11 protein-coding genes and 1 pseudogene are annotated in these 12,884 nt (G+C 67.7%); 1 reads left to right on the top strand and 11 read right to left on the bottom strand.

Annotated features, from left to right (window positions below; all coding sequences use genetic code 11):
• The 5 genes from DD1DGNOD_RS04180 to DD1DGNOD_RS04160 form a co-directional block, all read right to left on the bottom strand.
• The coding region (locus DD1DGNOD_RS04180; RefSeq protein ID WP_241255452.1) for a glycosyltransferase family 4 protein at window positions 1-1,252 on the bottom strand (1,252 nt) is incomplete at its 3' end.
• 146 nt (window positions 1,253-1,398) lie between these two features.
• Window positions 1,399-2,451 (bottom strand): glycosyltransferase family 2 protein, encoded by a 1,053-nt coding sequence (locus tag DD1DGNOD_RS04175; RefSeq protein ID WP_131769485.1) that lies wholly within the window; start codon window positions 2,449-2,451, stop codon window positions 1,399-1,401.
• Window positions 2,448-3,005, bottom strand: coding sequence for an acyltransferase (locus DD1DGNOD_RS04170; RefSeq protein ID WP_131765303.1), 558 nt, complete (start codon window positions 3,003-3,005; stop codon window positions 2,448-2,450). The genes DD1DGNOD_RS04175 and DD1DGNOD_RS04170 overlap by 4 nt, the downstream gene beginning before the upstream one ends.
• The gene (locus tag DD1DGNOD_RS04165; protein ID WP_131765302.1) at window positions 3,002-3,868 is read right to left on the bottom strand and encodes a glycosyltransferase; all 867 of its coding nucleotides are present in this window, start codon (window positions 3,866-3,868) and stop codon (window positions 3,002-3,004) included. Before DD1DGNOD_RS04165 ends, DD1DGNOD_RS04170 begins: the two co-directional genes overlap by 4 nt.
• Window positions 3,869-3,939: 71 nt before the next feature.
• Complete coding sequence (locus tag DD1DGNOD_RS04160) at window positions 3,940-4,779, bottom strand: 2OG-Fe(II) oxygenase (RefSeq protein WP_131765301.1); 840 nt, start codon at window positions 4,777-4,779, stop codon at window positions 3,940-3,942.
• 265 nt (window positions 4,780-5,044) lie between these two features.
• On the opposite strand from DD1DGNOD_RS04160, the gene DD1DGNOD_RS04155 reads away from it, so the two are divergent.
• Window positions 5,045-6,280 (top strand): glycosyltransferase family 4 protein, encoded by a 1,236-nt coding sequence (locus DD1DGNOD_RS04155; RefSeq protein WP_131769484.1) that lies wholly within the window; start codon window positions 5,045-5,047, stop codon window positions 6,278-6,280.
• A 41-nt stretch (window positions 6,281-6,321) separates the two neighbouring features.
• Here DD1DGNOD_RS04155 and DD1DGNOD_RS04150 read toward each other — a convergent pair whose 3' ends face one another.
• From DD1DGNOD_RS04150 to DD1DGNOD_RS26485, 6 genes and pseudogenes are all read right to left on the bottom strand, one after another.
• Entirely contained in the window at window positions 6,322-7,509 is a 1,188-nt protein-coding gene (locus DD1DGNOD_RS04150) for an amidohydrolase family protein (protein WP_131769483.1), read from the bottom strand.
• Between the two features lie 2 nt (window positions 7,510-7,511).
• Window positions 7,512-9,590 (bottom strand): O-antigen ligase family protein, encoded by a 2,079-nt coding sequence (locus tag DD1DGNOD_RS04145; RefSeq protein WP_131765299.1) that lies wholly within the window; start codon window positions 9,588-9,590, stop codon window positions 7,512-7,514.
• Complete coding sequence (locus DD1DGNOD_RS04140) at window positions 9,587-10,519, bottom strand: hypothetical protein (protein WP_131769482.1); 933 nt, start codon at window positions 10,517-10,519, stop codon at window positions 9,587-9,589. Before DD1DGNOD_RS04140 ends, DD1DGNOD_RS04145 begins: the two co-directional genes overlap by 4 nt.
• Before the next feature lie 265 nt (window positions 10,520-10,784).
• Window positions 10,785-11,417: an acyltransferase gene (locus DD1DGNOD_RS04135; RefSeq protein WP_241251214.1), complete on the bottom strand. Its 633-nt coding sequence runs from the start codon at window positions 11,415-11,417 to the stop codon at window positions 10,785-10,787.
• Window positions 11,414-12,529: a DegT/DnrJ/EryC1/StrS family aminotransferase gene (locus DD1DGNOD_RS04130; RefSeq protein WP_131765297.1), complete on the bottom strand. Its 1,116-nt coding sequence runs from the start codon at window positions 12,527-12,529 to the stop codon at window positions 11,414-11,416. The genes DD1DGNOD_RS04135 and DD1DGNOD_RS04130 overlap by 4 nt, the downstream gene beginning before the upstream one ends.
• Before the next feature lie 113 nt (window positions 12,530-12,642).
• Window positions 12,643-12,884, bottom strand: a pseudogene (locus tag DD1DGNOD_RS26485) (hypothetical protein); the annotation flags it as partial.

Below are 12,884 nucleotides of genomic sequence, written 5' to 3'. Positions count from 1 at the left end.
GCAGGGAGACCACGGCCGACGCCGCCACCTTCGTCCAGGCAGCCGGCCGTCGGCCCGCCCGCGGTCGCGTTCCCGCTTTCGCGTCAGCCCGGGCGACGCCCAACAAGTGATCATAGACGGCGACGTATCCGGGCGCCTGCAGACGCCAGTCGAGAACCTCGGCGGCCCGCTCCCGACCCTTGCGGCCCAGCGTGCTACGGCGCTCGGGGTCGTCCAGGAGATCCGTGACAGCCCGGGCAAACCCCTCGAGGTCTCCCGGTTCGACGTAACAGGCCGCGTCACCGGCGGACACCCTGGTCTCGATGAGGTCGAAAGTGACGACCGGAACCCCGTAGGCCATGTACTCCATGGTCTTGTTCATCGTGGACACCTCGTTCAGCGGGTTCGCGGGGTCCGGACCGAGGCCGACCGCGGCGGTCCGCAGATACTTCTCAATCGTGGCGGCGTCCGCCCTGCCGGTGAAGGTCACGTAGTCGTCCAGGCCGAGCTCGGTGGACAGCACACGTAGATCCTCGAGGCAGTCACCGAAACCGAGCAGGGCGAGGTGGATGTCCTCGCGGCTGTCCTTGTGGACCAGAATGTCGAGCGCGTGCAGGACGGAATCAACGCCGTCCTGGGGGCCCATTACGCCGAGATAAACGATGAGGTGACGCCGTCCGCGACGCAGTTCCGGCGAGTCCGCACCCGGCCGCATCCGATCGGTGTCCGGACCGCTGCGCACCACCGTCGTGTCGTCACGGCCGCGCCCACCCCGCCCCATCGCCACCAGCCGGTAGGACTCGTTGGTCGAAATCACGTGGTCGGCAAAGCGGTAAGTGATGCCCTCAAGCAGGTAGAGGCCACGCAGCAGGAGGGGGGACGGGCGGTCGAACCGGGACCGGTAGACCTCCGGGCACAGATCGTGCTGATCGTAGACGAACTTCGCTCCGGCGAGCTTGTAGGGAGCGGCGAGCAGCGCATAGGTGTCCGGCGGGTTGCACGCCTGGATGACGTCGAAACCGATTTCGCGACGCACCCGGACGGACAGCCTGGCCGTCTTCAACCAGCACACGACGAATTCGGCCAGGTAGCCACGGACGCCGGGCTGGGTCGTCGGGGCGTCATACTTGTAAAGGCGGACGCCGTCGAGCTCCTGGTAACCGGGATCCTGTGGCCCCTTGGGACAGATCACCGAAACCGTGTAACCGGCCCGGACAAGCTCCTGGCATTCCAACCAAACCCGCCGGTCCAGCGGTACCGGCAGATTCTGCACGATAATAAGGACACGTTTGTTCACCTTCGGTCGCCCCCCGGACGCCGGTGGCTCGGGTATTCGCCCGCCGCCACGCCTGGATTTCATGAACTTCCTGGTACCGAGCCGGTGGACCGGATTCCCCGGTCCCCCGGTGGTGAGCCCGGTCAACCCGTGGCGGGCCGCTTTCCGGTGACCGGCGCCGGCGGATATCCCGGTTGCCATTCACGGCGGGCCTTCCAGACACCCACCCAGGCGTCGGCGGTCGGCGCGGTCCGCCCCGACGCCGTTTCTACCGATTTTTCTAGCTTTTTTTCCGCCTTTAGCGATTTTGTCGCCTTTACCGTTTTTACCGCCTGCAACCAGCCGGTGAGCACCGCCAGCGTCGCCCGTACGGCCACGCCGAGAGTCAGCAGGGCGAGCGCGCTCCGCCGGCGCGCACCCGGCTCGAAGTGATCGCGTACGAACGTCACCTTCGCCCGCATCACCATGATCATTTTATCTGAGCGACGGGCCGAGGACGCACCCACATGGTGGATGACGGTGGCGTCCGGAGTGATCACTGGGCGCCAGTCGGCGCGACGGGCCCGCACGCTGAGATCCGCGTCCTCCCCGTACATGAAATAACGGGGGTCGAAACCGCCGAGGGCGCCGAAGACCGACCGGCGGACCAGCAACAGGCAGCCGGTGACAACACCGACCTCGCGGACGCTGTCCCGACGCCACCCGCCCAGCGACTCCGGATCGAACAACGCCGAGCCCTTGCGCCAGGTGCTCAGGCCCAGGCCGAAACACACCAGGCTCCACAGCGTCGGAACACCCCAGCACGAGCTCGGGTCGAGCGTGCCGTCCGGTCGCAGCGTCCGGCCACCGTAGATGCCGTGTTCGGGGTGGGCGCGTGCGAACGCGAGCAGTGCACCGAGCGCGTCGTCCAGGACAACGGTGTCCGGGTTCAGCAACAGCAGGTATTCGCCTTTGGCGCGTTCCGCGGCGAGGTTGACGGCCCGCCCGAAACCGAGGTTGGTCCCGGAGTCGACCACCTCGATGTCCGGGAAAGCGGCACGGATCCGCGCCGCGGAGGAGTCGGTCGACGCGTTGTCGACGACGATCACCTCATATGAGGTGTTCCGGGTCTGTTCACGCAGGGAGTCCAGGCAGCCGACGGTGAGCTCCGCGGTGTTGTACGAGACGATCAGGACGGAAACCTCGACACCGGTCACTCCTTCTCGCCCCGCTTTCCGACGACGCGCGCCGGCGCTCCCACCGCGATCGAGTCTGGCGGCAGCGACTGGGTCACCACGGAGCCCGCACCGACGATGCAGCCGTCACCGATCTCCACTCCGGCGGTGACGACCGCCCGGGCACCGAGCCAGACGTCACGGCCGATACGGACGTCGCGTTCACGCTTGGGTTGGTGCATGACCGGAACATCCGGGGCGATCTGGTAGTCGGAGGCCGTGATGAAGACCTCCGGACCGAACAGCGCATACTCTCCGATGTCGATGCGGCCGGTGTCGTTGCCCGCCCACAGGTAGCAGCGTTCACCGATGTGGGCGTGGTCGCCGATGCTGATCCGCTCGCCGTTGCGGATGGACACGTTGGGAGCCATCCGCACGCCCCGGCCGAGCGCGAGCCGCGCCTTCTGCCGGGTGTGGGAGTAGGAATAGAAATGCAGGATACGGAACAGATGTGCGTAGGGGCGCGGGTCCAGAACGGATTTCAGGGCGTTGATCCGCCGCGCGACGGCCGCGTTCCCGCCCACGGACGCGCTCATGCGGCCGTTCCGGTCACCCGGCTGCTGGCATCCCGTTCCCAGGTACCCAGCTGCCCACGCCGCACCTTGCGCCGGGCCAGCAACTGGGCCGCGCCGGAGATGGCGACGTAGGCCGGAACAGCGGTGACCAGCGCCGGCTCGGCCCATACCACGGCAAGCCAGTCGGGCAGCCGACGGGCCCGCACCGGCGTCGCGGCGGCCGGAGCGAGGGCCAGCTGCCGCATCTGGATGTTGCCGGCGTATACCCGGATCTTGCGCAGCACCAGGTCACGGGCGGTACGTGCGGGACGGACGATGAACTCGGCCTCATCAACAGTCCTGCGCTCACCCGCCGCGAACCGCTGATACAGGAAGAAGTCGTCCGCGATCGCCTCCGGAAATCGGTCGAAACGGGCACGGCCCTGCTCGCTGACTCCCACCACACCGGAGCCGACGTGGTTGTCGCGGGCGTAGGGGAGCTTCAGCCAGATGCGGTAATAGTCCCGGACAGCCCGGCTCACGCCGGCCGTGGCGATCCGGATCCGCGGAGCGGCCGCAAGCGCCCGGTCCTCCCGTAGCACCTCGGCCACCCGAAGAAGATCACTACCGCGGACCTCGATGTCAGCGTCCACATAGAAACGTGGGAAACCGGTCGTGGTCTCGTCACCGAGATTGAGGGCACCGGCTTTGCCCGGCCGGGGTGTCTCCACCACACGTGCCCCGGCTGCACGGGCAAGCTGCGCGGTGCGGTCGGTACAGCCGTTGCAGACGACGACGATGTCGAGGTCCCCGGGGCGCACGCCGTCAGCGAGCCGCTCAAGGCAGCGGCCGATCACCGCCTCCTCATTGTGCGCGGGCACGACAACACTGGCGAGAACAGTCACGCAGCCACCTACCTAACCCCTGACCAAACCCTTGCGAAATATGCCTGCTGGGACTATGCCTGCTGGGACGCTCAGTGCCCCGCATGGCGGCGGGAACGCAGCGTCCGAGCAGCATCGATGAGCAGGGGGGGAGTCGCCCGGCGGGCGATATCCTGGGCGCGGGCCAGACCGCTGGGTCGAACCGCTTCACCGGGGCGTGCCTGGAACAACGTGGTGTGGTCCGGCGACACCTCGTCGGCCGGACGACCGTTGGTGTAGTAGTACCAGGCCAGCGAACGCCGGGTGACGCCCTCGGGTGAACGCAACGGATCCGGATGACCGTGGTAGGAGTGGTCGGTGGTCGCGAACACCACAAACCTGTTGAACAGCGGTGCGATGCGGTGGACGGCCTTTGTCATTCCGCGGTCCCACAGCTCCAGATGACCGCCCCAGGACTCGTCCCAGTCGTCGTTGAGGTACAGCAGTACGTTCAGTCGCCGGTCCACGCCGAGGCGACGATGCCGGTTGAAGTCGGCGTGTACCTTCAGGAAACCGCCACGGACGATCTGGTGCAGGCCGCCGCCGACGAGATGCGGGTCCGGCAGCAGGCCCGAGATCCCGGTCAGGTCCTCAAGGAAGTCGAGAAAGGGACCGGAGTTGAACTGCTGAAGGATATGACGCAACGGCGTGGGCATGAGAACCTCGTCCGCCAGCGCGAGTTTGACCTCCTGGCTGGCGTCGAAACGCTGCCAGTCGGCGTCCCCCGGCTTCGGGAAGGCATTGACGACCGCACGCAGTATCTCGGCGGGCAGGAAATCGTCTATGACGACATGCCGGAAGGGCTGCGCCGTCTGAAAGGAGCCCCGGTACTTCTCCGCGAACGGCTGAAGAGTCTCCCGATCGAAATAGTAGTCGAACACGGTCTGCGGCAACGCAACCCCCCAAAGCCGTGGGCAGCTCCGACAACACCGCCGGGACAGCTACCCTCACTACACCCCGTAAGGTAGTGCGCACTCTGCATAGCAGTGCACCTGTACGTAGGTGGCCCCACTTCAGCGCCCATACTGTAGACCATCCGGGTGCGACACCGGACACGGCGCATGCGGCAGAGGGTATCCATCGCACGTTCACCGACGACACCGGACGCCGGTTCACTCACCGCAATGGCGCGCTTCACAAGGGGGGAGTTGTCTGTCGATGACCATCGAAAACACAACGAGCAAAAAAACCGCAACCGGGAAACGGCCGCTGCGCGTCCTTTACTCCTTCCCGCACACCCTCGGCCGACCGGGGATCTCCACGGCAGCGTTTCACCAGGTCAGAAGCATGATCGATGCTGGTTTCGCGGTGACCGTGTACTGCACGAGCCTGGCCGCGGATCTCGACGGCGCGGCCGGTGTCGTCGAGACGATGGTCACCAGGGGCAGGCGGATTCCCCACCGGGCCATCGGTGTCCGCCGTGCCTACGGCTACCACGACAGGCGTACCGCCCGCGAACTCGCCACCCGCCCGTACGCCTATGACGTCGTGCACGGCTGGCCCCGCGGCTGCATCCACACGTTGCGGACAGCACACCGCATCGGTGTTCCCGGACTCCGCGAAGTCTGCAGCCCACACAGCCGGTCCGCTTGTGGGCTGGCCGAACAGGAGGCCGCCGCATGCGGAATCCAACTCCCCCGCGGGCACGCCCATCGCGGAACCACCGGCCACCTCCAGCGTGAGGACGCCGAGTACGACGCGGCAAGCGCGCTGCTGTGCCCATCCGACTATGTCGTACAGACCTTCGTCGAGCACGGGGTCGCCGCCGACCGTCTGGTGCGGCACGCCTACGGCTACGACCCGACCCGTTTCTTTCCCACGGATCTCCCGCGCTCGCCGGGTCGTCCGTTCACCATGGTCTTCGCGGGACGGGGCGAGCCGAACAAGGGGCTGCACTACGCGCTGCGCGCATGGCGGGACGCGGGCACCCCGGGCGAACTGCTCATCTGCGGCGTGATCATGCCCGAGTACCGCGCGAGTCTGGGTGAACTGCTGCGTCTGCCCGGCGTCCGGGAACTCGGGTTCGTCGACGACCTCGGCGCACTCTTCCGGAGTGCGGACGCACTTGTGCTGCCCAGCGTCACCGAAGGAAGCGCACTCGTCACGCTGGAAGCTGCCGCCTGTGGCTGCGTCCCGGTGATTTCCGACGCCTGCGGAGCTCCGACCCGGCACCTGGTCGACGGGCTGGTCCACCGGGCGACGAACACCGCGGAGCTGGTCGAACACATCAAGCTGCTCGCCGAGGACCCCGCGATGCTCACAAAACTGCGGCAAGCTTGCCTGGACGTACGCGGCCAGCACACCTGGGACGCAGCAGGCGTGCGCCTCGCCGAGGTCTACCGCACGGTGGCCCGTCCGCGACCTCCGGGGCTCGGCGCCACCGTTGCCAACTGAGGGTCAGGGTTCTGACTGAGGAGGGTCAGAGTCCCCGAGAGTCAGGGTGCGAGCTGAGGATCAGGCCTGACGGCGGGTTCGGCCGGTGGTGACGGTGACGGAGCCACCGGCCGAACTCCGGGCAGCAGGCGTGCGGCGTTGCCGGCGTACACCCGACGCAGCACCTCGGGGGGGAGATCGAGACCGTAGACGGCCCAGCGCCCCTGGGGCGGTGGAACCGAGGGCGAATACGCGAAGTAGTCGTCGTCGGTCTCCAACAGCCGGAAAAAGGCGCGGTAGCCGTCCGCGGCCGGTGGGAAAGCGTCCGTCCCGAACAGCACCCGGTCGGCGAAACGCTCGATGAACCGGCGGGCCACCCGCGGCTGGCGTCCCAGTTCGGCGGCGCGGGCCGAGATGTCGACACACAGGTTCGGGTAGGAATCCAGCATCCGGGCGACCGCGCCGAGGTCCTCGGCCAGGCATCCGACGTGCGCCCCTACGAAGATCGTGCGAGGGTGGGCCGCCACCACCGACTCGAGCGCCTCAAGGAGCCGAGGCAGGCCCGGCCCGCGCAGGCCAGGCAGGGCGTTCAATCCGGTGGCCCGGGAGGCGGTCGGGTGACGGCGCAGCTCGTCGAGGCGTTCGTTGTGGCGATCGGGACGGTGGAAGAACGCCACGGGGTCACCGACGTGGATGAGAACCGGTAGTCCGAGCTGTGCGGCTGCCTCGAACACGTCGGAGAGCCTGGGATCGTCCGGCAGCACCAGGCGGCCCCGGCCGTCACGGACCCGCATCCCGAGGTCCTTCCACACCTTCAGCCCGCGCGCACCGGCCCTCGCAGCGGCGTGTAACTGTGCAACCAGTTCCTCGGTCGGTCGCCGCGAACGCAGCAGCGTCCAGTCAAGGTGGCAGTAGGTGACGAATCGGCCGGGATGAGGCCGATCGTAGCGATCAAGATTGGCCTCCAGCTCCGCGCCCCACCGGCCGTCCAGGTTGACGATGGTCGCGAGATTGAGCTCATCCATCATCGCCAGCAGCGCGCCGACGTCGTCGACCATCCAGGAGCCGTCCGAGCGCAACCAGCGGCCCAGGTGATTGTGTGCGTCCACGGCGGGGAACGCGGCTCGGTGAATCTCGGAGCCGGGTACCCGCAGAGTCGGTCGGGGATCCCAACGCGACAACGGCGGGTCCGCGATACGCGCCCGGAGGAGAGCGACACCGGCTCTCTTGATGGCCCGCTGTGGATTCATAATCAACCTTTCGAATGCGTGGCCGGGCGTGCCGCCCGCCATTGCCCGGCACGAACGAGCACACGCTCTGTCATCGGCAGAATGAACATGAAGCCGAGCACAGCGAGCAGGAACACCATGCCGAGGGCGCGTTTGCTGTTGCCGGTTACCAGGGCGGCCCGGCCAGGCATCAGAGCAGGGACCGCCGTAAGACGGGCGTTCGAGCTCGGCGCGGCCGTCTCCTGGACGTCCTGGAGGGTCTCACCGACCTGCGTGACAAGCTCCCGCATCTTGGCAATCGCCACATCAGGGTCGCTTCCCCAGACGGTGACGATGACGGTCGGGGCATCCGGAGCCCCGGGATTCTCCGGAGTACCGATGGTCTCGGCCGCGACCACGTACTCGGCTCCCCGGGCCGCGTGATTGAGATCGACGACGAAGCCCCGGCCGTTGACCCGTTCGGCGACCACCCTCACGATCGTCTGATTGCTCAGGTTGAAGGCCTGGTAGGGGTTGGGCGCGCTCCCGGCCTGGGGAAACACGGTGAGCGCGGCGGTCGCCTCGTACGTGCCCCTGGCCGACCGGACATGCAACGCCCCGAAAACCACGAGCAGGCCGACGGCCACCACCACATACCACCGGCGCACAGCCAGGGAGGGCAGGTTCCAGATCCCCGGATGCGGCAGGCTGACAACCGACCACGGCCGACTGACAGCCGGGTGCGCCGCGGACCCGTCGTCGATACGCCGCAGAGCCTCCAGCCGCATCAGCGCACCGACGCTTCCGATCAGCAGGAAGGCGGTCAGGAACACCATCGCGTAGCCGAGCGCGTCAAACGTGACAAAGGACGCCCCGACCGCGATGACGGAACCTGCCAGCGTCTGAGCGAGATTGCGCAGTTCGGGATCCTGGCTGTCACGCCGCAGGCGACGGGCCAGGACGAAGGTTCCGATGAACAACAGCAGCAGGACGCCGAGCCCGATGATACCGGTCTCGATCAGGTGCCCGAGGTATGCGTTGTCCAGCACCCGGTACTTCTCCGGCAGGAAGGTGCCGTAACCGCGCCCGAGCCAGAAGGAATGGTCGATGTAGACGCCCGCGGTGGCATAGTCGGCCGTCCGGCCGGCTGCGCTGTCGTCGTTACCGATGTTGAGAAACAGATCAAAGATCGTCCGTAGGGTTCCGGGGCTGGCCACCTGCATCGCGAGCAGGGCCACCGGGGACAGCAGCACGGCCCGCCGTCGCAGGCGCGCCGGCCAGGACGGCACCAGCACCAGCAGGGCGATACCGATGGTGAGAATGGCTGACCGCGACACCGACATCGGCAGGGTGAGACCGATCACGGCGACCTTGAACCACGCCCCCCGCCGCCCGTCCCGGGGCGCGTACAACGCGAAATGCAACGCAAGCGGCAGGATCGCCGCGAGGACGACCCCGAACTCGATCGCGTGGCTCGCCGTTCCGGCCACCCGGACCAGACCGTCACGCCCAGAGATGAAACTCTGGCCGCCACCGCTGAGACCGGGTATCCGGATGTAGGCGTTGATGTCGAAGTGAAGATAGAACTGGAGCAGCCCGAAAATCGCCAGCACCGTACCGGCGGTACACACCCTGCGGAGCAGGACGTCCAGACGTTCCCGGCTGGGAACGCCGTCGAGAATGGTGAACGCCAGGCCGAGCGCCGCCATGACCGTGAGCACCCCGCGGTCGGCCGCACGGATCTCCGCGCCGGAGATGGGCCGCGTCATGGCCGCCACATAACTGATGAGCACGGACAGACCGAACAGGGTCAGCAGGATCCGCATCCCCTGCCCTGGCAGCGGTGGCCGCTGCCAGGGCACCAGCCGGATCGCGATGTACCAGACGAACAGCAGCATCCCGAGCAACAACGCCGGGTTGCCGGCGGCTCCCAGTGGCGCGAACCGCATCCGCGCCGGGATGATGATCATCAGTATCAGCAGGGCGGTGACCGCGACCACCGCATCCCCGCGGCGCAACAGCTGCAGCCGCAGGTCCGCCGCTTCCGGAGCCGACAGCGACACCCGCCGCGGCGTGATGAAGATCCCCGCACTGCCGAGCGTCCTCTCGATCGAGAACGTCATTGCTTCGGAAGCATCCGACGGCTGAACTCGCTGGTTTCCAGCTCCACAAACCCGTCCCAATCGGCCTCGTGACCTGCCGAACCGGTTGCCTGCCGACGACCGGTGGTACCCGATGCGGTGGACGTCCGCACCGGCGGGAACTCCGCGCCGGCCACCGGCTCCAACAGGTCCGACGGTTCCGACGGGTCCGAGCGGAACGCACGGTCGACCGTGGTCCTGACCGTCGGCTGCTCGTTGTAACGCGGCTCGCGGACCTCCACCGAGGATTCCGCACCGGCCGGGGTCTGCGCACCGGCATCGGGATCTCCGGCCCGCCGACGAGCCCGCCGGAACGCCGCACCCTCGACCGCGAACGCGGTGAGCATCGGCACCACCAACGCCACGGCCGCGCCCCCCGCGATCGCCTTCTTCTTGGCGGCGCTGCTGCGTCCCGGCTCCAAATGCGACACCACCGTAGCCGTGATCAACACATCCGCCGGGGCACGGGCCTTGGTCTGCTGCTCCTTCAACTCACTCTTCAACAACTCGATCAACACGTCCATGGTTCGGGCCGCCACCGCCGGATCGGCGTCCTTGGCCTCCATCACCAGCAGCGGCGCCCCCGGGGCCATCGGATCCGGCCCGACCGTGTAGGTGGCCGTTGCCCCGGAATCGACCAGTTTCTGCGCGGCGTCCTCGTCCGTGAGAATGCGCATGAGCACCGTGGCGGTAGCCGAAAGATTACCGCTGAACGCCAGGAACGGGTTGGACGCGGTCGGCTCGTTCACCAGCTTCACCGACGGTGAGAGCAACACGACCGTCGCCTTGCCGGTGTAACTGTACGGCGTCGCACGTGCCACAAAACCCGCGGTTACGACGAAAAATACAAAAAGTGGCAGCACCACATACCAGCGACGCGTGAGCACATAGAAAGAATCTCGCAGATACACGTCCCAACCCCCCGGCGGCGAACATCTGTCGGCGGGTCAGCCGCCATAGGACACCGGAACGGCCGGCGTCGAACCGACAAATCGTGACACACGTGAAGTACCCCACCCCGATGCCGCCACGGCGTCCGGCGCCTGGTAACGGCCTGACCGGAGCCACGAAAAGATCATCGCTGACACCCGCGAGATCCGGAGGCAGCCGGTTTCACCGGAGAGGTACACATGTGTACTTTAACCCGCCACCTTGCCTGGTTCCGCGGGATCACCCTCATTCTTGCGTTGGACGTAGTCCCGCGGAGGCCGCGGTTTCGATATCGGCCGGCCGATGTTCATAGGTCCGCCCGCACGGGCAGGACAGTTCGTCGTCGAGCCGCTCACCGCATGCACACACCCAGCCGACCTGCCGCGCGGGATTACCCACCACCAGCGCATGCGCCGCGACATCGCGGATGACCACGGCACCGGCCGCCACGAAGCAGTATTCACCCAGCGTGGTGCCACATACGATCGTGGCGTTCGCTCCGATCGTGGCTCCCCGGCGTACCAGGGTGCGGTCGAGACGGTCGGGGCCTTTCTTCACCTCGGCCCGCGGGTTCATGTCATTGGTGAAGATCATATTAGGGCCGAGGAAGACATCGTCCTCGACCGTCACGAGATCCCAGATCAGGACCGCGTTCTTGATGGTTACCCGGTCGCCCACCACCGCGCCGGACTCCACGAACGCATGGTCGCAGACATTGCAGTCCCGGCCGATCCGGGCACCGGGCATAACGTGCGCGAACGCCCAGATTCTCGTGCCGGCGCCGACCTGGTCGCTTTCGCACAGTCCCCGGGGATGGACGAAGACGGCCCCGGACCCACTCGTCGTGCCGACCGTCGCACGGCTCGTCGCGGCGGTCACCGCAGGGCCCGCCGCAGCTCGTTGACGATCCCCGCCTGCTGGTCGGCGGTGATCTGGGGGTACAGGGGCAGTGACAGAATGCGCTCCGCGGCCCGTTCACTCACCGGGAAGGCCCCGAGGGGATACCCGAGGTCGGCGAACGCCTCCTGGCGGTGCACGGGAATCGGATAGTGGATACCTGCTCCGATACCGGCGCCGTGCAGCTTTTCCAACACGGTGTCCCGGTTGTCCACCTCGATGACGTACAGGTGCCAGACGTGCGTGTTTCCGGGCAGGACCACCGGCCGGGTGACAGCCCCGGCATCGGCCAGGTCCGCCAGGAACTCGTCGTAACGGGCCGCGGCGTCGACACGGGCGGTGTTCCAGGCGGCCAGCCGCGTGAGCTTCGCCCGTAGCACCACGGCCTGGAGCGTGTCCAGGCGGGAGTTGACCCCGAGCCTGCTGTGCACGTACTTGCGGTCGCTACCGTGGCTGCCGATCGTGCGGGCCGCCGCGGCGACCTGCGCGGACGACGTCAGCACGGCACCGGCGTCGCCGTAGGCACCGAGATTCTTACCGGGGTAGAAGCTCGTTCCCGCGGCCGCACCGAACGTACCCGCGTGCCTGCCGTGCCGGGTGGCGCCCTGCGACTGGGCGGCGTCCTCGACCACCGCCACCCCGGCCGCGGCGGCCGCCGGCAGCAGTTCCTCGACCGGCGCAACCTGGCCGTACAGATGCACGGGGATCACGGCCCTGGTCCGTGGCCCGATCGCCGCGACGGCGGCACCGGAATCGATCAGATAGGTGGCCGGGTCGACGTCCACGAGCACCGGGCGGGCACCCGCGCGAACCACGGCCTCAGCGGTGGCGATGAAGGTGTTGGCAGGCAGGACCACCTCGTCGCCGGCACCGATCCCCAGCGCGCGAAGCGCGATCTCCAGGGCGTCGGTGCCGTTCCCGACGCCCACGCAGTGGCCGACGCCGAGGAAGTCGGCGTACTCCTGTTCGAAAAGGGTGACCGGCTTGCCCCCGATGAACGCACCCGTTCGCATGACCTCGGTCAGGGCGGGTTCGATCTCGGCTGCGATCTCCCGATGCTGGGCTGGGAGGTCCACCAGGGGAATATGGGTCATCGTCGTCCTCACAGTTGTCAGAAGTCGGTGGGCGCGGAAACCGCCGACCACGCGGCAATCCGGCCAGCACAGTAGTTGCCACCGGGAGCGGGCGGTCCGGTTCCGGCTCCGGGCTACTCGACGCCGGCTTCGGAAGGAGCGCTGCGGAAGTCCTCGCGCGGTGCACCGCCGAAGACGCTGACCAGCGCGGGCCCAGCCGGCCCGGCGGGCTCGGCCAGTTCGGACGCCTGCTGCGCTGCAACACCGCGCAGCTCTCGCAGCAGCACCCGTTCGACGGCCGCGCCCGCGGCGTCCCACGGCAGATCCGCCACACCGGCCGCCGCGGCCCGCGCACGTTCCTCCCGCTGCCCGGGCG

Origin of the sequence: Candidatus Protofrankia californiensis (assembly GCF_900634765.1) — a bacterium.
In the GTDB taxonomy this organism is placed as follows: Bacteria; Actinomycetota; Actinomycetes; order Frankiales; family Frankiaceae; genus Protofrankia; species Protofrankia californiensis.
Note: the sequence above shows the minus strand (reverse complement) of the source record. Positions and strands in the feature narration are given on the sequence as shown.

Coding starts and splice junctions, on each gene's coding strand:
- DD1DGNOD_RS04145 (WP_131765299.1), bottom strand. CDS start 9,590: ATGACGTTCTCGATCGAGAGGACGCTCGGCAGTGCGGGGATCTTCATC.
- DD1DGNOD_RS04130 (WP_131765297.1), bottom strand. CDS start 12,529: ATGACCCATATTCCCCTGGTGGACCTCCCAGCCCAGCATCGGGAGATC.
- DD1DGNOD_RS04150 (WP_131769483.1), bottom strand. CDS start 7,509: ATGAATCCACAGCGGGCCATCAAGAGAGCCGGTGTCGCTCTCCTCCGG.
- DD1DGNOD_RS04170 (WP_131765303.1), bottom strand. CDS start 3,005: ATGAGCGCGTCCGTGGGCGGGAACGCGGCCGTCGCGCGGCGGATCAAC.
- DD1DGNOD_RS04155 (WP_131769484.1), top strand. CDS start 5,045: ATGACCATCGAAAACACAACGAGCAAAAAAACCGCAACCGGGAAACGG.